Source organism: Salinispora pacifica CNR114 (assembly GCF_000514775.1).
Classification (GTDB): domain Bacteria; phylum Actinomycetota; class Actinomycetes; order Mycobacteriales; family Micromonosporaceae; genus Micromonospora; species Micromonospora pacifica.
The window spans coordinates 1-20,688 of record NZ_AZWO01000015.1; the positions used below are offsets into that span (position 1 = coordinate 1).

Consider the following 20,688-nt stretch of genomic DNA (forward strand, 5'->3'; position numbering starts at 1 on the left):
CCACGATCGAGCCCTTCGCCGCCCGCCGATACCGCGGCGGCTCATCACTGGCCAGGGCCTTCTTCACGGTGTTGCGAGACATCCTCAACCGCCGTGCGATGGCCTGAATCGCCATACCCTCCGACCGCCGCAGCCGCCGGATCTCTGCCCAGTCCTCCACGCTCAGCACCTCCCGATGCTTCAGGAGGTGATCCCGATTCAGCCGGAACCACGTGGTCAGTTTTCAGGCGGAGCCGACACCCAGCACGACGCGGCGTCCGGGGTCGGCGGTGTGCGTCCATCGGCAGGCTCCCACGCGCTTGAGTTCCACGGTTGCGTGCTCTCACTCAACGCCCACAGCAGCGATGTCGAACACCCTCGACATCGACTTTCGACACAGCTCCATCGAACGTCCGGTGATCCCAATCGCGAAGAATCGCCACGGCCATCGCCGCGGAGGGCGGGCTAAGCGAGCCCACCGCATCGCTCTGGCCCCACCCGCCAACGCAGATGACCAACCGGAGGCAAGCCCGGATGCGTAGTCATGACCTCAAACCAGAACGCATGACCGGCGTTGTCTTCGATCACGGCGGGTACATCTTCACTACGCTCGTCGAGGCCTGCCGCACCTGTAGGATCAAGCAGGGCTACATCCCCATGTTCATCGCTGGCTGAACACGGCGAAGATCGTCGGTAGATGCCAGCGCCTCGACAACCCCGACGCGCCCATCTGGACTTGGGTCTGCTGCACCCCATACGTCGACATGACCAACATCGAAGCCCTCGGCGGCGGCACCCTCGCCTGGGTTCAGACCATCCAGACGATCAGGCCGCCCCATCCACACTATTTTCGGCTCAAGGGACACAATGCGACCACCTGCAGCAGCCACCCGCCGATGCCGGCGTCCAATTCCTTACCGAGATCCTGATCGTCGAGACCACCGCGCCGGCCATGCACCGGCTCCCGAATCGGGATTTCTACGACGTACCGCAACTGTAGTTGGAGCAGCTACTCTGAACTGACTGACCGGAGTGGCGGCCCCAGCGAGAGCGAGATCCTGCCTTTATGCGACCTGGATCAGGCTCCACTCTGTGGCTCTAGCGATTGACCCTCGATCCGGTAAAAGATCTTGTGTCCGTTTTGCGCGACGCCCAGGCCCTCGTAGAAGCGCTGTGCCCCCGCGTTATTCCGATCAGTGGTCCACTCGATCCGGCTGCAGGAGTGCGCGACTGCTACCTCGACGAGGTGATTCATGAGTAGCCTCCCGACCCCTCGTGTCCTGGCCGCCTCCGTTACGTACAGCTCCTTGAGATAGAGAGAGCGTGTGAGACCGACGGCCGGCCATAGGAAGGAGTACGTCGCGAGCCCTACCAGCACGTCCTCGTTCCAAGCGAGCACGGCATACGCCAAGGGCGGGTCACCGAAGAGCGCCTCGTTGATGTGGCGAACCCGCACGTCGAGCGGCTCGATTTTAGTCTCGCCATAGAACTTGTCCATTTCCTCAAGCAGGGTGGCGACCGCGTCAACATGGACTTTCCTGGCGGGTACTACAACGGTCAAAGCACTGCACCTCTCTATTGTGGCTGGATTAGGAGTGCCCGAATGTCTTGTGCGGTCGAGGACGAGCGCTGCGTCGGAGGCAACGCGTCGAGGACGCGGCGTGCCCGATCAGCGATGATGCCCTGACGTTTTGGCCCTTCCAGACTCCCGATTGTCTCGGTCAGTGTGTCAAGCGCGTCGGATGCGTCGCCCGTTGTCGTCAGGCAGGTAGCACGGTCGAGCCGGGTGAGCGCCCAGTCGGTGTAGTCGCCGGGGGAGCAGAGTTGGAGGGCCCGCTCCTGTGCGGCGAGCGCAGCGCTGACGTCACCTAGACGGGTGTAGGCGTTTTCCTCGTGAAAGCGCAGCTGGGCCTCGCTGTACCCGAACGCAGAGGCGCTCAAAGCTTCTCCTTCCAGACGGGACAGACAATCTTCGGCCCGTCCCAGCGCCGCCCGAGTCTGCTTCCTTCGCCCGGTCGCGGCGTGCGTCCGTGCCTCGATCGCCGCTGCCAGGGCTGTCCCCGCGGAGGCCTTGTGTCCGGCGATTTCCTGCGCATGACGTGCGGCCTCGACAGCGTCATGGAAGTCGGCGCTGTAGTAGTGGGCATGGGCCTCCTGCGCGAGAACCCACGCTTGGATCATGGGATTCCCGGCTTCGACGGCCGCGAGCCGGCCCGTACGTGCCCAGCGGAGGGCTGAGGCCTTGTCATCAATTCTACAAAGGACAAGACACAGTAGGCCTGACATCTGCGCGGCCATCCCGGTTAGGCAACGCAGCGCGGACGCTGACGGACGACGACTGATGAGCTCTTTTAACTCGATGAGGTCGTCAGCGATATCCCGCAGCAGCGCCCCGGTTGAGCGGTCCCGGGTCGCACGGCCGTGACGGGTGACGATCTTTCCCCACTCGTCGAGACCAGCGTCGTTGATCGGCCCCGGGGTCAATGTTGCGTTGAGTGAGCGGCGCAAGTCATCAACCTCGTCGATCATAGCGACGAGGTTGGCAGCAGCGGGGCTGGAGCCTGCCGGGAGTGCGGGTGGCTCGTCTCCGCCCCGAGTTCGGATGGGAGAACTGGCCTCGGTGATCGTCCGATGATCGAGGACCGCACCCCAACGGGCGTGGCGTGCTGCCTCAGCCTTCTCCTCACGATGTTGGATTTCGCCGGCCCGGTACTCGTCGTAGCCGGAAATTAGCTCGCCACCGGCCTTCAGGAGCGACTCGCACTGCACCCAGAACACACGATCCGAGACCTGCCGGCCGACCTCGACATTACCCACCGTGCTCCGATTGCTGTGCACGAGCCGCCCGAGGTCGTCCTGGGTTAGTCCACGCCTGGTGCGCAACTCGGCGAGCCGCCGCCCAAGGGCCCGTTTCATGTCACGGAGTTGCTGCGGATCCACAGGGACGCCCCCTCTACCGTCGTCGGAGGTGATGATCACCTCTCGCTACGTTTCCCTCGCGGCAAGCTGATATGGATAGCACACGGCATGGGTCACTTCCGCCCTTAGCAGGCAAGGACGACCACGACACCATCACCGGCCTAGCACCTGTCTGCCGTAGCCGCACACCGAGCAGGCCACGCAGGGATATGCCTGCGCTGGCAGAGCAGTACGCGGCACCGCACCAGCCTCTACTCAACGGGTCCGTGGCTGTGTCGAACACTCTCGACACGAAGTTTCGACATCCCGGCTCGCGTCTGTCGGCGACGCTGGGGCCTCCGGCTGACATACCCGCATCGGCCCTGTCTTCGCTCTGCCGCACGCTCAGCGCGCGGTCGGCAGGAGTGCGTTGGATCGTGCGGGGGTGCTGGTGTTCCTGTCGTAGGCGATGATGGCAGGCATGCGGCTGCTCATCCTTGGTGGAACTTGGTTTCTAGGGCGTGCTCTCGGCGAGCTTGCGCTGTCCGCCGGCTGGTCGGTGACCACCTTCAACCGGGGCGTTTCCGCCGCTGACTTGCCCGGAGTGCAGGTCGTGCATGGTGATCGGGAACGGCCCGAAGACCTGAAGCGGTTGGCCGAGCATGGTCCGTGGGAAGCCGTTATCGACACGATCGGCTACGTCCCGTCTCAGGTCCTGACCGCTGCGACCGCGCTGGCCCCGGTCGTCGGCCGCTACGTGTACGTGTCCTCGGTCAACGTCTACACCGGCTGGCCGGACGAGCCCCTGGACGACGAATCACCGTTGTTCGACTGCCCACCGGACGCTGATGCGACCTTCGGGGCCGATCTTGGATACGCCGGCCAGTACGGGGCGCTCAAAGCTGGATGCGAGAACGCTGTCGTCCAAGCCGTCGGCCAGGAGCGGGCCGTCGTCCTGCGTCCCGGCGTGATTCTTGGCCCGAACGAATACGTTGGCCGCCTGACCTGGTGGCTGACACGCGCCGCCCGTGGTGGCCAGCTCCTGGCGCCCGGCCCAGCGGAGCGGCCTATCCAGCCGGTCGACGTACGCGACGTCGCCGCGTTCGCCCTGGCCTGCGCGGAGGGGAAGGTCCACGGCTCGTTCAACGTCACCGCCCCGATCGGCCATGCCACCTTCGCTGAACTCGTCGATACCTGCGTCGCGGTGACCGGCGCTGACACCATGCCAGTTTGGGCTGATCCCGACTGGCTTGTCGGGCGGGGTGTGCAGCAGTGGACGGAACTGCCTCTGTGGCGTACCCATCGCGGTGTCTGGACCGTCGATAGTTCTCGCGCGGCTGCGGCGGGGCTGGCGTGCAGGCCCCTGCGTGACACTGTCAGCCAGACGTGGGCGTGGATGAACGGCGGCGGCAGCCCCATTACCGGGGAGGGCGAGGCGGGTCGGGCCGCCGACCACGGCATCTCCGCCGCCCAGGAACGCGAGCTGTTGCGGACCTGGCTACAGGAAAGCTGAACGAGAGAGTCACCCAGTGGGCAGTGCGGGAGGCGTCGGCCGGGCCGCGACGAAGGATTCCGCTCGTTCGGCGAGTTGGCGCGCCTGGGGCACCTGGTACCACGGGTCCGTGGTTAGCAGCTCCTGCATCCGGTCCAGCCGTCCCAGCAGGCCGGTTCGTCGCCACTCGGGCGGCGTGGACCACAACGGTGTCAGCGTGTCCTGCGCGGCGTCCAACTGCCTGGTGGACAAGTGGCACATGGCCAGGTCGATTCGGGCCTCGCCCTCGACCGTCGACCAGGGCATGCCGCGGGGCGTCGCCGCCAATCGCAGTGCTTGCGTCGCCGCCGTTGTGGCCTCCTCGGGCTTGTTGACCCGTAGCCACGCGGTACTCGCGCATCGCGCCTGCTGCGAAGCGGTGAACCCGAACTCGCCGCCGATGACGTCGTGGAGTACGTCGTTGCCATCTTGCGAGCGAGCGTCGTCGGCCGAGGTGAGCGCGGCACGGACCTCGTTCACGGCTCCGCGGTGGGCCCACGCCCGCGCTAGCACGTACTGGGCGCGCACGTGAGCAACGCCGGGCGGGGCGATATCTACCGCCGCAGCGGCGTACCGCACCGCCTCCTCGTACCGGCCAGTCCAGTACGCGATCGTGGCCTGCATCCCCCGGGCGTAGGCACGAACTCCGTGGTGGCCGATGATCTCACCGTAGGTGTCGGCGGCCCGGGCGTACTGCATCGCCGGCGACCACAAACCCAGGTCAGCAGCCGCGCTGGCCAACAAAGCCGCCGCCTGCGCGGTGATCAGATACAACTCGTGCTGCTGGCCGGGCCGCCGGGTTCGCTCCAGTGCCTCGACGGCGAGCCCACGCACCCGCAGCGCCTCGTTGATCGTGGCGGCGGGTGTCAGCTGCCCGAAACCCCGTGCGATCCCGATCGCGTCATCGCGTAGCTGCTCAATCGTCAGATCCGACACGGCCCTAGCCCCTGCGTCCATCGCGTGCTTGCTGGTCTCCCGTGCGGCGATCATGATCGCCTGCCGCGCTCCAACGTACGCTTCACCCGGATCCTGCACCAATACTGAGTCACCAGTGGAAGCACCTGTGGTCGGCAACAGCCTGTCGGGATCGGGAAGCCGGCTGGGGGAACTGGCCTCGGTGATCGTCTGGTGATCGAGGACTGTGCCCCAGCGGGCGTGGAGTGCCGCGTCGGCCTTTTCCTCCCGATGCCTGATCTCGAACGACCGGTACTCGTCGTAGCCGGCGATCAGCTCGCCGCCGGCCTGGAGAAGCGACTCGCACTGCACCCAGAAGACCCGGTCGACCACCTGCTCGCCGCGTTCGACCCCGGCCACCGTGCTTCGAGTGCTGTTCACCAGCCGCGCCACGTCATCCTGAATCAGGCCACGCGTCTTGCGCCACGCAGCGAGCCGCCGTCCAAGCGCCCGCTTCACATCCTTGAGTTGCTGCGGGTCCAAGAGGGAGGACCTCCATCGCGATCGGAGGAAGACGGTCACCGCGCTCTATTTCCCTAACGGCACGTTGACATTAACGGATGTCAGCGACAGGGACATATCGGCGCCCGCGAGCCGGAGAGATTGACGAAGACGTACCGCCAGCGCCGCGACACCCGACCAGGGAGCCCGGCCGGCCTCGCCGTCTCGTTGTCTGGGCTCGTAGGCCGAAAGGGGGGAACCATGATCAAAACCCACTGGGACAGGATGGGCTACTGCCGGGATGGAGCGGGACGGAGGGGATGCGCGTCGCACGAGCACCCACGGAGCACCCAACCGTCCACTAGGGATGACAAAGCAAAGGCGCTTGACCCCTGTTCTTGCAGGTCAAGCGCCTTGCGATCTTGCGCGCCCGAAGGGATTCGAACCCCTAACCTTCTGATCCGTAGTCAGATGCTCTATCCGTTGAGCTACGGGCGCTGGTGCTTGGTCAGCCTACACGACCGACTTTCGCGCGGAGACTCCGGGATTCGAACCCGGGAGGGGCTTTAAAACCCCAACCGCATTAGCAGTGCGGCGCCATAGACCAGACTAGGCGAAGTCTCCCTGGCGGCCTCGCAGGCCACCGGGGGTTGAGAATACAGGGCCCCGGCCGCCGGGAGCAAAGCGACTACCCGTGGGCCGGTCGGACCGCCGGCGGCCAACGGCTGGCCCGTCCGGCAGCCGGGTTCGGGTCGCCACGAGCTGTGGGTCCGGGGTGGGGCCCGAGGCGGGTGTCGGCCGCCGCGAGGTCGGTATCGCCGCGGACGTCAGAGCCAGTCGAACCACTCTTTCGGCAGCGCCGTATAGCCGACAAAGGCCACGATGTCCAGGAGCGTGTGCGCCACCACCAGTGGCATCACCCGCCGGGTTCGTAGGAAGTACAGGCTGAAGATGACGCCCATGACCGCGTTTCCGACGAACGCGCCGAACCCCTGGTAGAGGTGGTAGGAGCCGCGGAGTAGCGCACTGGTGGCGACGACCGCACCGAGTCGCCACTGGAGCTGCCGCAGCCGGGTGACGAGGTAGCCGACCACGATCACTTCTTCCAGTACGGCGTTCTGCACGGCAGCGAAGATCAACACTGGTGCTGCCCACCAGACGTCCGGCAGCGCGGCGGGCACCAGCGTCGCGTTGAGCCCGAGTTGCGCCGCCGCCCAGAACAGGGCCAGGCCGGGCAGGCCGATCAGCGCGGCCAGGCCGGCGCCGCGGACGAGGTCCTGGCCGGGCCGTCGGGCGTCCAGGCCGAGAGTCCGGGCCGGATCGCCGGGGCTGCGCGCCAGCAGGTGTATGGCGAGCAGCACCGGCAGCAGGGCGAAGCTGATCCCGAGCAGCTGGTATGTGAGGTCGAGGTAGGGCCGCTCGGACCGGGAGGTGTTCAGGGCGGCGGTCTGCGCCGACAGTGGTCCCTCGGCGGTGAGTTTGGCGACGATCGAGGTCAGGGCGTACACGGCTGACTGGCCGAGCGACAAGCCGAGGACCAGCCATGTTTCGGTGCTCAGTGTCCGGCGAGTCAACGGTCGGTCCAGTTCGAGGGTCACCGCACCACTGTGCCTGACCCGACTCCTGATCGTGGCACCGAGGAGACCTCATGAACCGGTCGCACATTCTGTGCGACCGGTTGGCACGCTCCGTGGCCATTCTTGGGTTGCCCGATCCCCGTACGGAGAAGGAGCGCGCTCCCGTGGACGACGTCGCGCGGCTACTCAAGGAGAGTTGGACCCTGGTCGAGGAGCACCGGGACCGGCTGAGCGAGCACTTCTACGCCCGGCTGTTCCTGCTCGACCCCGAGTTGCGTTCGCTCTTTCCGGCGCAGATGTCGGGCCAGGGCGATCGGCTGTTGGAGGCGATCATCACCGCCGCACACACGGTGGACGACCCGGAGGGCTTCGACGAGTTCCTCCGCTCGCTGGGTCGGGACCACCGGAAGTACCACGTCGAGGCGACGAACTACGAGACCATGGGCGTCGCCCTGCTGGACGCCCTGCGCAGCACCGCCGGCGACGGCTGGAATCTGACCTTCGACCAGGCCTGGCGGGACGCGTACGCGGCCATCTCGGGCAAGATGCTCGCGGGGGCGGCCGCGGACGACAACCCGCCGTTCTGGCACGCCGAGGTGCTGACCCACGTTCGATACGGGCCGGACACGGCGGTGTTGACGGTCCGCGCCCTCCAGCATCCGCTGCGGTGGCGGGCAGGCCAGTACGTCAGTATCGAGGCGCCCCGCCACCATCCGCGGGTGTGGCGGACCTATTCGGTGGCGAACGCGCCGAACGACGACAACGTGCTGGAGTTCCACGTTCGGACGCCGCCGGGTGCGGGATGGTTGTCCGGCGCGTTGGTTCGTCGGGTGAAGCCGGGCGAACTGTTGCGGTTGGCGGCGCCGATGGGGTCGATGACCCTGGATCGGGGGTCGGACCGGGATATTCTCTGTGTCGCTGGCGGCGTTGGCCTGGCTCCGGTGAAGGCGCTGGTCGAGGAGTTGGCGGGCTATAACCGGACCCGCTGGGTGCACGTCTTCTACGGCGCCCGTACGCCTCTTGATCTCTATGGCCTGGCCGGGCTTCAGGAACTGGTCGCCCGGCATCCGTGGCTGTCGGTGACGCCGGCGTGTAGCGCGGATGCGGGCTTCGAAGGTGAGCTGGGCGACATCTCCGAGGTGGTCGGCCGGTACGGCCCGTGGACGGCGCATGACTGCTACGTCTCCGGGTCGGCGACGATGGTCCGGGCCACGTTGCGGGTGCTCTCCGGCGATGAGGTGCCGTCGGAGCACACTCGGTACGACACCTTCGGTGAGTTGTAGCGGACTTTACCCATCGGGCGGACCGGCACCGCCCACAACGGCCACGTCCGCCCGGCCCTCCTTCCCCCGGGCGGACGTGGCCGTACCGACGTTGTCAGTAGCGCCAGGGCTGCCCGGTGTGCCGGTACTCCTCGACCGGCACCAGGGGCACGCCGGGGGCCATCCGGTCGATGTAGAGGAGCCCCTCAAGATGGTCGATCTCGTGTGCCACGAGGCGCGCCATGGCGTACTCGTAGGAGGTGATGACCCGACTGCCGTCGAGGTGGGTGTGTTCGACGTCGATCCGCAGCGGGCGGGGCACGAGACCGCGCTGGTCGAAGAAGGAGAGGCACCCCTCGTACTGTTCGTCGGTGTCGGGTGCGGCGTCGACCACCCGCGGGTTGAGCAGGACGACGGGTTCGCCGCCGCGGTCCGGGGGGCGGACGACGGCGGCGGCGCGGCCGATGCCGATTTGTGGAGCGGCGACACCGACCCCCTTGCTGAACGGGTGTAGCTCGTCCAGGCGGAGCAGGGCTGTGGTGAGCCGTTCCACGGTCTCCTGGGCTGCCCCGACCTCGCGGGGTAGGTCGAACGGCTGGGTGGGCCGGCGGAGTAGATCGGCGTCGTGTTGGAGGATGCCGAGGCTCCGCATCCGGTCGCTTGGTCGCAGCCAGCCGGGCTCTGTCGGCTCCCCTTCGGGGCGGGACCGGAATCGCCACTGCATCCGGTAGCGGCCGTTCAGCGGCGGCTCGTCGGCCGCCCAGGCGAAGATTGTTCGGTCGCCCTCCTCCCGGCGGGTCACCGGGGTACGCAGCGGGCCCTCCGCCGCGGAGAGCGAGGTCTGGGCGCCCCAGACCTGTGGGTCGAGGGCGGTGGGCAGGTCGAGCCGGACGGCGAGGTGCCGGGTGGGTACCCGGACGGCTCGCTGGAACCAGGGGCCCCACTTGTCCGCCCCGACGTGGTAGGCGTACTCGATGGTGACGCGGTCGCCCGGGTAGAGCGGGAAGCGCCGGTCGGCGTTCTCGAAGAGCAGCCAGATCTCTTTGAAGGCATCTCGGTCGTGCTTGGTTCGCCAGTGCATCGCCTCGCGCTCCGGCCCGTCCAGCCGGTACGCGCGAAGCTGCAACTCGGCGAAGGTGAGCGGGTGTGTCCGGTGGTGCCGGTTGGAGCGGCCGGGGTCACCCGGGTAGCGGTCAACGGCGACGCGGATGAGGTACCGGGTGATCGGCTCGGTCCCGGCGTTGTGCAGCTCCCGGCGGATCACGCAGTGGTACGTCTCGTCTCGGTAGGTGAGGCTGGCGTGTTCCCGTTCGACGATCAGGCCGGTGCCGGGGGGCAGCCACTGCCCGGGGGCGGGCGGCTCGCGGTATGCCGTCCGTTCGCTGCGGTTGTGTCGGAGTTCGTCGTATTCGCAGAAGCGTTGCCAGATCGCTCCGCTGGCCTCCAGCACGGCCTCTGCCCGCCGGGCGAAGTCTTCGGTGGGCCGGTGCCGGCGTCCCTCCACGTGGCTCACGTATGACGGGTCGAACCCCATCAGCGTCGCCAACTGCTTCTTGGTCAGCCCTCGCTCGGTCCGGTGGCGGGCGAGTTCGACGGCGAAGGCGTCGGCCGCCCGATCGAGCGGTGATGTCGTCATCAGCCTCCTTGGGGCCGGGACTATTAGTTTCACGTTCTGTCATCGGTCGGATAGAGAAGTGCCACCTTGTCGACATGAGGCTTGACTCTCCAGCGACGAGGGTCGATAGTGCGGCGGCTGTTTCCCCGGGCCGGTGGGCGGGTAGTACGCCGAGGCGCGGGATGGGCCGGAGTCGCCGAGGCGGGCCGGGCCGGGCCGGAGTCGCCGAGGCAAGGCTGGCCGGAGTCGTCGAGGTGCGGACGGGCCGAGTTGTTGAGCCCCAGCAGAGTTAGGCTAGCCTTGGCTTATCAGGTGCGGAAGGCGGGAGGAGCGTGGGTGCCAACAGCTATGCCCGGCACGGCAGCAACCGCGCCGTTGGCTCCGGTCACCACGGCGCTACGCCAGCTCTTCGGCACCGACGATGTGCCCGGCCTGGCCCGCGGCCTGTTGGTCGCCGACGAGGCGGGTTGGTCACCCGCCACCAGCTTGGTGGACGGAACGCGGCTGCCCGAGCTTCTGGCCGCGGCCACTGACCAGTGGGGCGGCACCCGGCACGCCAGTGCGGCGCTGGCCTGGAAGGCGTACAGCTACTGGGCTGCTCTGCCGGCGGTACTGGGCTGGGCCGCGGTCCGGCGGGTTCCCCTGCTTGTGCCCGCCGATGTGCTGATCCACTTCGCGGATCAGCGGTCGCTGCTCACCCTGGGTCTGCGCCGGTCAACCGCGGTGGCGGTCCTGCCCGGCGATCCGTTGGCGCTGTCCGGCCGGCCCGAGGTGCGGGTGGTGGCCGGCGAGGTGGAGCTGCTCGCGGTGCTCCGGGCGACGCTGCTCGACGCTCACCTCGGCCCGGTGATCGCGGCAATCCAGGCGGAAGTGCGGATCGGCACCCGAACGTTGTTGGGCTCGGTGGCCGCCGGGATCGCCCACGTCATCCTGCGTGCCGCCGATGGCCTGCCGGGTTCCTCCGTCGCCTCGATCGACACGTTGCTCCAGACGCTCGACCTGCGGGACCTGGTCGAGTTGGTGCCGGGTCCGACCGGCGAACCGACGGTGCAGCGGTACACCTGCTGCCTCGCGTTCACCCTGCCTCGCCCGACGACGTGCCCGGGCTGCTGCCTTCGCCGGTCCTGATCGGCCGGCTTCGGCCGGCTTCGCTGATCCTGATCGGGCCGACGTCGGTCGGCTTCGCCGGCCCTGATCGGGCCGGCCTCGGTCAGGAGGTGAGGTTTCGCACGTCCCAGAGCCAGACACCCCCGGTGTAGGTCGGCGCTGTCCCGATCAGTTCGGTCATGCCGCGGCGTAGCGCGTCGGCGTGCTCGTGTGGACCGAGGATGACTGCGCCGGCCCGCCAGTACCGTAGGTCCTCCTCGGCGGCCGTCCGCTGCTGCTGGCTGATCGATGGCACCGCGCCGGTGCGTCGGATCTCCTCGAAGAATTCGCTGGTCAGGCGGGCTGGCGCGGTGAACAGGGCGACCCGGTGCCGACCGGGGCGGGTGTCCGGGCCGAGGAAGTACCCCCGGGCGATCGGCATGTCCAGTCCCGTTTCGGCGGACCACCGCAGCGGGTCGGCGTAGTGGGTGCTCGGTAGCGGCAGGGTGACGATGCTGCGTCCATCGGTCGCGTACGGCCGCCACGTGCCGGAGGTGACGAAGGCGGGGGTGGGCTCCAGTCGGACCGCCGGCAGCGGGGTCGGTAGGAGCGGCACGAGCGCCATCGCCAGTACGGTGATGGTGGCGAAGCGGATCTGCGGCCGGGCGGCGGGATTTCGGTTGGCGAGGGTCTGGGCGCGCTGTGCCCCGTAGGCGAGCAGGAGCCCGAACAGCGGGGTGATGGCCAGCGCCCATCGGGTGGGTACCACCGAGTGCAGGATGGGCAGGTTCTCCAGCACGGCCCAGGGGGCCGGAATGCCGGTGAGCTCGCCGTTGAACACGATCTCCCGGCCGAGTGAGAGCACCGCGAAGAGCACCGCGAGCAGGGCCAGGGCCCGGACGACGACATTGCGGCGCAGCCACCAGACGAGGGCGGCGACGAGCACCAACAGGGGCCAGCCAAAGAAGGCGTTCTCCTCGGTGGGGTTCTGCGTCAGCCCACGCGCGCCCGGTTCGTCGCCGGCCAGCGACTCCCGGGAGTACGCCACGTACGAGGCGAGGTCGGTGGAGTAGCCGCGGATGAGCGGGGAGAGTCCTCGGTAGGCGCCGGGGCCGAAGAACTGCACGTAGAGCGGGTACGCCAGCAGGAGGAGCGCGACCGCTGCGGCGACACCCAGCCCGGCGAGGAATGGGCGTGCCCGTTGGCGCAGGTCGGGCCGGCGGAGGGCGAGCGCGGCCATGACCACACCGAGGCCGATCGCGGTCATCAGCAGGATTTCCAGGTTGAGGAAGGCCTGCCAGACGATGACCAGGGCGAGCAGGATCCCGTTGCGGAGCCAGCGGCCCGGCTCGCTGAGGCGCAGGGTGCGCCAGATGATCAGTGGTACGACGAACTGGGAGACGATGTTGGGGTGGGCGTTGGCGTGCGAGACCATCGCGGGTGCGAACCCGCAGAACGTGGCGCCGAGCCAGGCCGGGCCGCGGGAGCGGACCACCACCCGGGAGAGCAGGAAATACCACGATGTCGCGGTGGCTGCCATACCCAGGGTTAGGAAGAGCAGGAAGGACATCCGGGGGCCGGCCAGGAGGGTGACCGGCGTCATTGGTATAGATACGGATAGTACCGACGTGTTGGCCATCAAATTGACGGCCTCCGGCACATTCATTCGATCCGAGGTGAACGGATAGGCGAAATCGGTCACCACTCGTGAACCGTGCGCCATCATCCACTCGAACTGGGACTGATCGGTGCGGTTGTCCCGGAGCCCGTCTTCGGGGTCCAGCCAGAGCCGGATGGTCACCCAGAACGCGAGCAGGACGAAGCTCAGTACTGCCAACAGGTCGACCCGCCAACGGCTGCGGGGCTGGTCAGGCGGGGAGGCCGGCGCTCCCTCCGCGGAGGCGTCGGCGGCGTGACTCGAATCAGCGGTAGTCATACCAATTCAGAGCGTAGTCAGGCGATGGCCGCGCTGGGCCAGGTTTTGGGCGATTGGTAGCATGTGCCGGCTCCCGGCTGCTGATCATGTACCTAGCCCGATCGCATTTCGGTCACCCCGATGCCCCGATTTGTTCCGCCTTCTATGTGGATGGTTCACTCTGTCGGTCCAGGCGGGGTCAAGCCAGTCCACACCGTGAGGAATCGATGTATGGCAGAAATAACTGGTAATCAGCGTGTCCAGTCCGAGGTGCTGGAAGGCCTTGCGACCGCCGTGAACCACCGCCGTTGGTTCGTTGAGCTGGCCCTGCCGTACCTCGGTGAGAACCCGATCGAGGTTGGTAGCGGCCTCGGTGACTACGCGCTGGAGTGGGCCGAGCGGGTACCCCACTTCACCGCCACCGAGGCCGACCCGGAGCGACTGGTCGCCCTGAAGGAACGGCTCGCCGCCGAGCAGCCGGGCATCGAGGTGCGGGAGATGCTGCTGCCGCACACCGACCGCGGCGATTACAGCGCCGCCGTCTCGTACAACGTCCTGGAGCACATCGAGGACCACGTCGGGGCCCTGCGCGGCATGCGTGACCTGGTCCGGCCGGGCAGCCCGGTGATCATCATCGTGCCGGCGTTCGAGTTCGCGATGAGCCCCGCGGACATCGCCACCGGCCACGTCCGGCGGTACACGAAAAAGACCCTGGCCGCAGCGATGACCGAAGCCGGGCTGACCGTGGAAAAGATCCACTACGCGAATGCGCTCGGGCTGATCGGCTACTTCATGGCGACCAAGGTCCTCCGGCTGATGCCGAAGGAGGGCCCGATGGTCAAGGTGTACGACACCCTGGTGCTTCCGCTGACCAAGGCCGTCGAACAGCTGGTCCGCCCCCCGTTCGGCCAGTCCGTCTTCGCGGTGGCCCGGACGCCCTCCTGACCCGACAGTCACCCGCCTTCCCCGCGATCCGGCGCTGGTCGCCTCCGCCGTGCCCGCCGGCGCTACCAGGCCGGACGCGGATCGTGGAACGCGGGACGGCTACCGCGTGACCTGGTAGGTCGGCCGGATCACCGCGCGGGCTAGGGTGTGGAAGGCGAGGTTGAAGCCCACGTACGCCGGGGAGGCGTCGGGGGTGACGTCGAGGCGCTCCACGTCCAGCGCGTGCACCGCGAAGAGGTAACGGTGTGGGTGATCTCCAGGTGGCGGGGCGGCGCCCCCGTAATCCCGCTGGCTGTAGTCATTGCGAACCGCGAAGGCGCCGCCCAGGGCATCGCCGCTCGCGCCCCGCGGCAACTCAGTCACCCCCGTCGGTAGGTTGACCAGCACCCAGTGCCAGAAGCCACTGCCGGTCGGCGCGTCCGGGTCGAAGCAGGTCACCACGAACCCCTTGGTCTCAGCGGGGAAGCCCGACCAGGCCAGGTGCGGGGAGAGGTCGTCGCCGCCGGCGCTCGGATGGACGTACATCGCGTCCATCGGCTCGCCGTTACGTACGTCGTCACTGGTGAGCGTGAACGATGGCACCGTCGGCAGTAGTTCGTACGGGTCCGGGGCGATCGGTCGTTCCAGGGTCATCGAGCCAGGTCCTTCCGGTGTGCGGATTGTCGCCTGTGCACCTTCATACCCCGTCGAGCCGTGGTGGCGAACCGGAAGCGCCTCCTCGCGTCCAGCAGGACCCCACGCTCCGGGTGGCGTGCCCGCCGGGCCACGGGCGCGATCCGGCCCCCTGCTGCGGTTTCCCATTAGGCGACTGAATTCCCAACAGCCTCGGGCGTATCACGCAGCATTAGCGATCCCGTCAAGCGCCTTCGAGTAGCAGACCGGGCTGATACGGTCAAAACTGACGAACCGGTGTTGCGGAACGGAAACGTACCTCCAGTGACGCGAGGTGTGTTTGCTGACATCGTGCCGCCCAAGTCGACTGGTGGCGTGCGTGGTACGGCCGGTGCTGCCAGGTCGGTTACGGCGGGTCGGAATTGTTGCCACGAATAGTCGTAATCGCGTGGGTCGGGTCATCTTAGATCGTTGTTCCGGTGCTGAAGGAGAAGGAAATGGAAGCCACTCGACGAAACGTCCTACGGGTCCTGGCGGTGGGTGCGGGAGTTGCCGGCGCTGCCGCCATCTCGCCCTCCGCTCTGGCGACCTACGGTGACCGTGCGCTGGGCGAGGCGACGGCGGGGCGAAGTCCACACCCGGACCCGGGAAGGCTGACCGGGCGGTTGGTGTTCCCCGACGACGCCGACTACGACGCCGCGCGACTCGGGTGGAACCGACAGTTCAATCCGTACCCGCTGGTCATCGTCTTCTGCCAGGACGCCCAGGATGTGATCAACGCGATCACCTGGTGTCGTCGACACGATGTGGCCTTCCGCGCTCGCGGTGGTCGGCACGCCCTGGAGGGGTGGTCGGCGGTGGACGGCGGCGTCATCATCGACGTCAGTGACATGCAGGGAATCGAGCTGGACACGCACACGCGCCAGGTGACAGTGCAGACCGGAGCGACCCAGGACCAGGTCGTCGAGGCGTTGGGGGAGCAGGGTTTCGCGATTCCCACCGGAGCGGAGGTCGGTGTCGGCGTCGCCGGGGTCACGTTGGGCGGCGGGATTGGTCAGCTCAGTCGGAGTCTTGGGGTGACCAGCGACAGCCTGGCGGGTCTCGATATTGTCATTCCCGACGGAAAACGGGGCGCCCGGCTCGTCCACGCGGACGAGACGCGGCACGCCGATCTGTTGTGGGCCTCGCGTGGGGGCGGCGGCGGCAATTTCGGCATCGCGACCAAATACACGTACCGCGTCCATCCGGTTTCGGATGTCGTGGTGTATCAGATTACCTGGGATGACTGGCGGTACGTCGGGAAGCTGTTCGAGCGCTGGCAGAGAATTGCGCCCTTCGCTGACGACGGTTTCGGTTCGGTGTTCAACCCGAAGACCCGCACAGACGGCCATATCTACTGTAACGGTATCTATCGCGGTTCTGAGTACCGGCTGCGCGAGATAATTCGGCCGCTGATCGAGATCGGAAATCCTCAGGTCATCACGGAGACCACCTCCTACCTGGACGCCTGGAACCAACTCGCCGGAACGACGGACCCGCCGCGGAAGACGCACATCCCCTCGTCCTGGGTGTATGACCTGCTCCCGAAGCGGGGGATCGACACCATCGTTCGGCACCTGGCCGAACTTCCCGGTCTCGGCGGCGAGATCTGGTGTCTGAACTGGGGCGGTGCGGTGGAGCGGGTTCCGACCGACGCCACCGCGTTCTTCCACCGGAGCCCGAGGTACTACATGGAGTGGAGCGGGAACTGGGAGAACGACGAGGAGCAGAAGACGGTCATGGCATGGACGGAGCAGTTCCGCCAGGCGCTGCTGCCCTACGTCAACGGCTCCTACGTCAACGTCCCGGACAGCAGCATCGGTGACTGGGCCACCGCGTACTACGGCGACAACTACGCCCGGCTGCGTGAGATCAAGACCAAGTACGACCCGCATGAGTTCTTCCAGTACGAGCAGAGCATCCGGCCGCACTGACGAGGTGGAGCCAGGAGAGTCGTTCGGATGAGAGGAGACGCCGTACGGGCGGGTGAGGGGCGCGTGACCAGTCGCGAGTGTGCCGGGATGTCGCGTTGACGGCCCGCGAGCCCCGTTCCGGGCGGACGCCGGTGGGGGAGGGATCCCGTGGGCGGGCCCGACGGTGGCTGGTGGCCGCGGTATGTCAGGTGGTCGTGTTCCTCGGGACGGTCACCACCGCGATGCTGGTCATCGCAGTGCCGCAGATCGCCGCGACGATCGGCCTCGGCGAGGACGGCCAGCAGTGGCTGGTCGCTGGCCACGCGCTGGCCTACGCCCTGATGTTGGTGCCCGGTGGCCGGCTCGGTGACGTGTGGCGACGGCGCGCGGTCTTCGTGTCCGGCCTGGCGCTCGCGGGGGTGGCGGCCACGTCCGCCGCCCTCGCCCAAACACCGGTCTGGCTGGTGCTCTCCGTGTTGGTGCAGGGCGGTGCGCTCGGGGCGGTCAGCCCGCAGATCCTCGGGCTGTTCCAGCAGCTGTTCCACAAGGAGGAGCGGGGCCGTCCGTACGGTTTGCTCGGGGTGGCGTTCGCCGTCGCCCTCGGGTCCGGACCGGTTCTGGGCGGGGTGTTGGTTGACGTCAGTCCGGAGCACGGCTGGCGGCTGATTTTCGTCGCGGCCGCCGCGATCGCCTTCCTGGCCGCTGCGCTGGGGTTTCTCGTGATTCCCGCGTTGCGGGCACCCCCGGACCGATTCTGGTGGCGACGCACGGACCCGGTGGGCGTCGTCCTGTTCGTCGTCGGAATGGTGGCGCTCTGGATTCCGATGGTGGAGGAGACCGCCCGGACCCCTGTCCTGTGGGTGCTGGTGCCGGTTGGCGTGCTCGTCCTCGCCGGCTTCGTGCTCTGGGAGCGGCGTCCGCACCGGGGGTCGCCGCTGGTTGACCTGGGCCTACTGCGGGTCCGGTCCTACGGTCTGGGCGCGCTCATCGCGGTGTTGTTCGGCGCGTACGACGCGCTGTACTTCGTACTCGCGCTGTACCTGCAGGATGGGGTGGGTCACAGTCCGATCACCACGGGTCTTGTGATGGTGCCGATCGCCGGGGGCACGGCGGTGGGGGCGGTCGTCGGGGGTCGGCTGGCCTGGCGAGCGGGTCGCCGAGTAGTAGCCCTCGGACTGCTGACGTCTCTCGTCGGAGTGGTGGCGGTCATGATCGGTGACCTCTTCCTGCCGACCTTCGACAGCCCGCACTCCGCGGCCCTGCCACTGCTCCTCGCCGGCCTCGGCGCGGGCTTCGTCCTCAGCGGCCTGGGTAGCGGACTGACCAACATCCCCAACCAGGCCGTGACCATGTCACAGGTGTCCAACACGCGGGCCGGCAGTGCGGCCGGGATGTTGCAGACCGGGCACCGCCTGGGAATCTCAGCCGGGATTGTCGGCGTCAGTTCCGCGCTGTTCGTGACGTTGGATCGGACCGGCGGTGACTGGTTGGCGGCCTTCCGGACCACCTTGTTGATCATCTCGGCGTTCATCCTCGTCGCCCTTTTGATCGCCCTGCTGGACGTCTTCACCAGAGGGAACAGGTAGCGCGGTGAACAGGCCACCCGGTGTCCCGCCGGTGGCCCGTCCCGCCGGTTGGTCGCTCAGGCTGTGGTCACGTCGGAAACCACGACGGTGACGTTGTCCGGTGCGCCGGCCTGGTGGGCGAGCTTGACCAACTGCTCCCCGCAGAGTTGCCGGTCACCGTACTGGGTCAGGGTGGCGGCGATCGCCTCGTGCTCGACGTAGTCGGAGAGCCCGTCGCTGCACAGCAGCAGCCGGTCGCCGGAGGTCACGGTCAGGGTCCCGATCGTGGGTGGAGCGCCGGCTCCCTGCACCGCTCGGGTCACCAGCGACCGCTGGGGATGGTGCCGGGCCTGTTCGGAGGTGATCGCCCCCTGGTCTACCAGCGCCTGCACGAACGTGTCGTCCCGGGTGATCAAGCTCAGCTCCCCATCGCGCGACAGGTAGCAGCGGGAGTCGCCTACCTGGGCCAGCACCAGCGTGTCGTCGGCGAGCAGTGTGGCGGTCAGCGTCGTCCCCATGCCTTCCCGGGCGGGATCCGCGACGATCGCGGCGTGGATGCGCTGGTTGGCGGCGCTGACCACGGCGCGGAGCGCGTCGGCGGCCGCAGCGGGGGTGGTTGGCGGAGTCAGTTCGTCCAGGATTCGGATGACGATCTCGCTCGCCACCTCCCCGGCGGGCAGGCCGCCCATGCCGTCCGCGACTGCGAGGAGGCGCTCACCGGCCAGGGCGGAGTCCTCGTTGTTGTTCCGGACAAGGCCGATGTCGTTGCGGATGGCCGAACGGAGGATCAACGTCATGGGACCAAGCTTGCCAAGAACACCCTGCGTTCGTCTCTACACAGGTGTGCGGGGTTGGGAAAGTCTCGGTCGGCGGGGTCACTCCTCGGCGGGCAACTCCGCCAGCGGGACGTCCAGGCGGACCGCGTCGGTGACTGCTGCGATCTGGTCGGCGGGCACGTAGACCGCCCCGGTGCGGACCCGGTCGGTGGAGACCTTCAGGTAGCCCGAGTGGCGCAACCGGGCTGCCAGGTCGGCCGGGACGTCCGGCTCCTCCACCGCGGTGGCCTCGATCAGCTCGTTCAGGCTGCTGCCCGGGTCGGTGGCCGGTGTCTGCACGGTCACCGCGTTCGGGTCGTCGCGCTGGACCAGGTCCACGGTGCCGATCTCACTACCGGCGACGTCAACCACCCGCATCCCGGTGGTGATCCGAGAGAGGACACGTTGCTCGTTCATGCTGGCGCCGTTCCCGGCCGTTCTGTGCGTTAAACACCGCCCCAGCCGCCCGGAGGGCGGGGGGAGAGCTCACGCCACGTGTCGGTACCGTGGAGTAGCGCCCGGATCGTCTCTTCGGCCTCCTCGATGCTGCTGTACTCGTAGAACTGGGAGACCCCCTCCGAGCCGCCGGCGCGCTGCTCGACGTGCCACCGGTCGGCGTTGACGCGGAGGAAGACGTCGCGTCGGGCCAAGCGCCCCCATTTCCCGTTCCACCAGTGCTTTCGTTGCTCCATGACCAGGACTTTATCGAACAGGTGTACGAATCGAGTCGGCACCCGTGGGATTTCCACGGGTGCCGGTGTGCTTCGGGGGGACCTAGGTCGGCGGCGGTGCCGTCAGGTAGGCACCTGCTTCGATCGCCGCCCGCTCCGGATCGCCGGCCCGGATGGCGTCGACCAGCCGGGAGTGGTCCACGTAGCGATCGGGCGTCAGGGTCTCGCCCAGTGTCGCGGCGACCGTGCTGCGCATCGCGATGCCGATGGAGGCGTGCAACTCGGCGAGGAGTTCGTTGTGTGCCGCCGCGACAACAATGGTGTGCAGCATGGCGTCGGCCGCCACGAACTCGTCGACCCGTCCGCCGCGCCACGCGGACTCCCGGGCGGCGAGCGCGCCGGCGAGCGCCGTCAGATCCTCGGTGGTGCGCCGTAGCGCGGCGAGTCGGGCGGCCGCCACCTCCAGGGCGCGCCGAACCTCGACCACCTCTGTCATTCGGTCGTCGGTGAGTCGGCGGGCCACCACCGGGGCCAGCTCATCAACCGACACCACGTAGGTGCCGGAGCCCTGCCGGATCTCCAGTACCCCCGCGTGCGCCAGCGCGCGGACCGCCTCGCGAACCGTGTTGCGCCCCACACCGAGGGCCGCGACGAGTTGCGGCTCGGTCGGGATGCGGCTGCCCACCGGCCACTCGCCGCCGAGGATCCGGTCGCGGAGTTGGGCAATCGTCTCCTGGATCCGCTGGCCCCGCGGTGGGACGGCGGTGGTTTCGACCTCGGGTGGCACTGGTTACATCTCCTGCCGAAAATTCATCCCATGATTGTAGGTTCGGGGGCATGACCCCGCCACCGTCCGCAACGTCCACCAGG

At 67.9% G+C, this 20,688-nt stretch carries 18 protein-coding genes and 2 tRNA genes; 6 read left to right on the forward strand and 14 right to left on the reverse strand.

Features of this window, described 5'->3' with window-relative positions; all coding sequences use genetic code 11:
• The 3 genes from B118_RS0110760 to B118_RS0110780 all read right to left on the reverse strand — a co-directional run.
• Positions 1-169: helix-turn-helix domain-containing protein (locus tag B118_RS0110760; RefSeq protein WP_028192759.1), on the reverse strand; the 169-nt coding region annotated here is incomplete at its 3' end.
• A gap of 888 nt (positions 170-1,057) precedes the next feature.
• Positions 1,058-1,540, reverse strand: coding sequence for a GNAT family N-acetyltransferase (locus tag B118_RS0110775; protein WP_028188826.1), 483 nt, complete (start codon positions 1,538-1,540; stop codon positions 1,058-1,060).
• A gap of 14 nt (positions 1,541-1,554) precedes the next feature.
• On the reverse strand, positions 1,555-2,919 hold the full coding sequence (locus tag B118_RS0110780; RefSeq protein ID WP_028188825.1) for a helix-turn-helix domain-containing protein: 1,365 nt from the start codon (positions 2,917-2,919) through the stop codon (positions 1,555-1,557).
• Between the two features lie 439 nt (positions 2,920-3,358).
• On the opposite strand from B118_RS0110780, the gene B118_RS0110785 reads away from it, so the two are divergent.
• Entirely contained in the window at positions 3,359-4,390 is a 1,032-nt protein-coding gene (locus B118_RS0110785) for an NAD-dependent epimerase/dehydratase family protein (RefSeq protein WP_043541191.1), read from the forward strand.
• 9 nt (positions 4,391-4,399) lie between these two features.
• Here B118_RS0110785 and B118_RS32360 read toward each other — a convergent pair whose 3' ends face one another.
• The 4 genes from B118_RS32360 to B118_RS0110805 form a co-directional block, all read right to left on the reverse strand.
• Positions 4,400-5,845: a helix-turn-helix domain-containing protein gene (locus B118_RS32360; RefSeq protein WP_028192760.1), complete on the reverse strand. Its 1,446-nt coding sequence runs from the start codon at positions 5,843-5,845 to the stop codon at positions 4,400-4,402.
• A gap of 383 nt (positions 5,846-6,228) precedes the next feature.
• A tRNA-Arg gene (locus B118_RS0110795) sits at positions 6,229-6,301 on the reverse strand.
• Between the two features lie 35 nt (positions 6,302-6,336).
• A tRNA-Ser gene (locus tag B118_RS0110800) sits at positions 6,337-6,427 on the reverse strand.
• Between the two features lie 203 nt (positions 6,428-6,630).
• Positions 6,631-7,401, reverse strand: coding sequence for a CPBP family intramembrane glutamic endopeptidase (locus B118_RS0110805; protein ID WP_027648918.1), 771 nt, complete (start codon positions 7,399-7,401; stop codon positions 6,631-6,633).
• A 143-nt stretch (positions 7,402-7,544) separates the two neighbouring features.
• On the opposite strand from B118_RS0110805, the gene B118_RS0110810 reads away from it, so the two are divergent.
• On the forward strand, positions 7,545-8,663 hold the full coding sequence (locus B118_RS0110810) for a globin domain-containing protein (RefSeq protein ID WP_018813034.1): 1,119 nt from the start codon (positions 7,545-7,547) through the stop codon (positions 8,661-8,663).
• A gap of 94 nt (positions 8,664-8,757) precedes the next feature.
• Here the strand turns inward: B118_RS0110810 and B118_RS0110815 are convergent, their stop codons facing one another.
• Positions 8,758-10,278 carry a peptide deformylase gene (locus B118_RS0110815; protein ID WP_027648919.1) on the reverse strand — a complete coding sequence of 507 codons (1,521 nt, stop codon included), beginning with the start codon at positions 10,276-10,278 and terminating at the stop codon, positions 8,758-8,760.
• Positions 10,279-10,605: 327 nt separating this feature from the next.
• Between B118_RS0110815 and B118_RS0110820 the strand changes: the two genes are divergently transcribed.
• Entirely contained in the window at positions 10,606-11,385 is a 780-nt protein-coding gene (locus B118_RS0110820; protein ID WP_018813035.1) for a hypothetical protein, read from the forward strand.
• 82 nt (positions 11,386-11,467) lie between these two features.
• On the opposite strand, the gene B118_RS0110825 is transcribed toward B118_RS0110820, so the two are convergent.
• Complete coding sequence (locus tag B118_RS0110825) at positions 11,468-13,279, reverse strand: DUF6311 domain-containing protein (protein ID WP_018813036.1); 1,812 nt, start codon at positions 13,277-13,279, stop codon at positions 11,468-11,470.
• A 210-nt stretch (positions 13,280-13,489) separates the two neighbouring features.
• Here B118_RS0110825 and B118_RS0110830 point away from each other — a divergent pair, with 210 nt between their 5' ends.
• The gene (locus B118_RS0110830) at positions 13,490-14,203 is read left to right on the forward strand and encodes a class I SAM-dependent methyltransferase (protein WP_026185657.1); all 714 of its coding nucleotides are present in this window, start codon (positions 13,490-13,492) and stop codon (positions 14,201-14,203) included.
• A gap of 99 nt (positions 14,204-14,302) precedes the next feature.
• Here the strand turns inward: B118_RS0110830 and B118_RS0110835 are convergent, their stop codons facing one another.
• Positions 14,303-14,836 (reverse strand): YbhB/YbcL family Raf kinase inhibitor-like protein, encoded by a 534-nt coding sequence (locus B118_RS0110835; protein ID WP_018222409.1) that lies wholly within the window; start codon positions 14,834-14,836, stop codon positions 14,303-14,305.
• Between the two features lie 476 nt (positions 14,837-15,312).
• Here B118_RS0110835 and B118_RS0110840 point away from each other — a divergent pair, with 476 nt between their 5' ends.
• Both B118_RS0110840 and B118_RS0110845 read left to right on the forward strand, forming a co-directional pair.
• A complete protein-coding gene (locus tag B118_RS0110840) occupies positions 15,313-16,788 on the forward strand; it encodes an FAD-binding oxidoreductase (RefSeq protein WP_028192761.1) in 1,476 nt (491 codons plus the stop codon).
• Between the two features lie 131 nt (positions 16,789-16,919).
• On the forward strand, positions 16,920-18,353 hold the full coding sequence (locus B118_RS0110845; protein WP_027646606.1) for an MFS transporter: 1,434 nt from the start codon (positions 16,920-16,922) through the stop codon (positions 18,351-18,353).
• Positions 18,354-18,409: 56 nt separating this feature from the next.
• On the opposite strand, the gene B118_RS0110850 is transcribed toward B118_RS0110845, so the two are convergent.
• From B118_RS0110850 to B118_RS0110865, 4 genes are all read right to left on the reverse strand, one after another.
• Positions 18,410-19,129 carry a PP2C family protein-serine/threonine phosphatase gene (locus B118_RS0110850; RefSeq protein ID WP_018222412.1) on the reverse strand — a complete coding sequence of 240 codons (720 nt, stop codon included), beginning with the start codon at positions 19,127-19,129 and terminating at the stop codon, positions 18,410-18,412.
• A gap of 78 nt (positions 19,130-19,207) precedes the next feature.
• Positions 19,208-19,564, reverse strand: coding sequence for a hypothetical protein (locus tag B118_RS0110855; RefSeq protein ID WP_018813039.1), 357 nt, complete (start codon positions 19,562-19,564; stop codon positions 19,208-19,210).
• A 29-nt stretch (positions 19,565-19,593) separates the two neighbouring features.
• Positions 19,594-19,839: a hypothetical protein gene (locus B118_RS0110860; protein ID WP_018821796.1), complete on the reverse strand. Its 246-nt coding sequence runs from the start codon at positions 19,837-19,839 to the stop codon at positions 19,594-19,596.
• Between the two features lie 82 nt (positions 19,840-19,921).
• Complete coding sequence (locus tag B118_RS0110865) at positions 19,922-20,605, reverse strand: FadR/GntR family transcriptional regulator (RefSeq protein ID WP_018813041.1); 684 nt, start codon at positions 20,603-20,605, stop codon at positions 19,922-19,924.
• Between the last annotated feature and the right edge of the window lie 83 nt (positions 20,606-20,688).

Coding starts and splice junctions, on each gene's coding strand:
- B118_RS0110825 (WP_018813036.1), bottom strand. CDS start 13,279: ATGACTACCGCTGATTCGAGTCACGCCGCCGACGCCTCCGCGGAGGGA.
- B118_RS0110860 (WP_018821796.1), bottom strand. CDS start 19,839: ATGGAGCAACGAAAGCACTGGTGGAACGGGAAATGGGGGCGCTTGGCC.
- B118_RS0110855 (WP_018813039.1), bottom strand. CDS start 19,564: ATGAACGAGCAACGTGTCCTCTCTCGGATCACCACCGGGATGCGGGTG.
- B118_RS0110840 (WP_028192761.1), top strand. CDS start 15,313: ATGGAAGCCACTCGACGAAACGTCCTACGGGTCCTGGCGGTGGGTGCG.
- B118_RS0110815 (WP_027648919.1), bottom strand. CDS start 10,278: ATGACGACATCACCGCTCGATCGGGCGGCCGACGCCTTCGCCGTCGAA.
- B118_RS0110830 (WP_026185657.1), top strand. CDS start 13,490: ATGGCAGAAATAACTGGTAATCAGCGTGTCCAGTCCGAGGTGCTGGAA.
- B118_RS0110835 (WP_018222409.1), bottom strand. CDS start 14,836: ATGACCCTGGAACGACCGATCGCCCCGGACCCGTACGAACTACTGCCG.
- B118_RS0110785 (WP_043541191.1), top strand. CDS start 3,359: ATGCGGCTGCTCATCCTTGGTGGAACTTGGTTTCTAGGGCGTGCTCTC.
- B118_RS0110850 (WP_018222412.1), bottom strand. CDS start 19,129: ATGACGTTGATCCTCCGTTCGGCCATCCGCAACGACATCGGCCTTGTC.
- B118_RS0110820 (WP_018813035.1), top strand. CDS start 10,606: ATGCCCGGCACGGCAGCAACCGCGCCGTTGGCTCCGGTCACCACGGCG.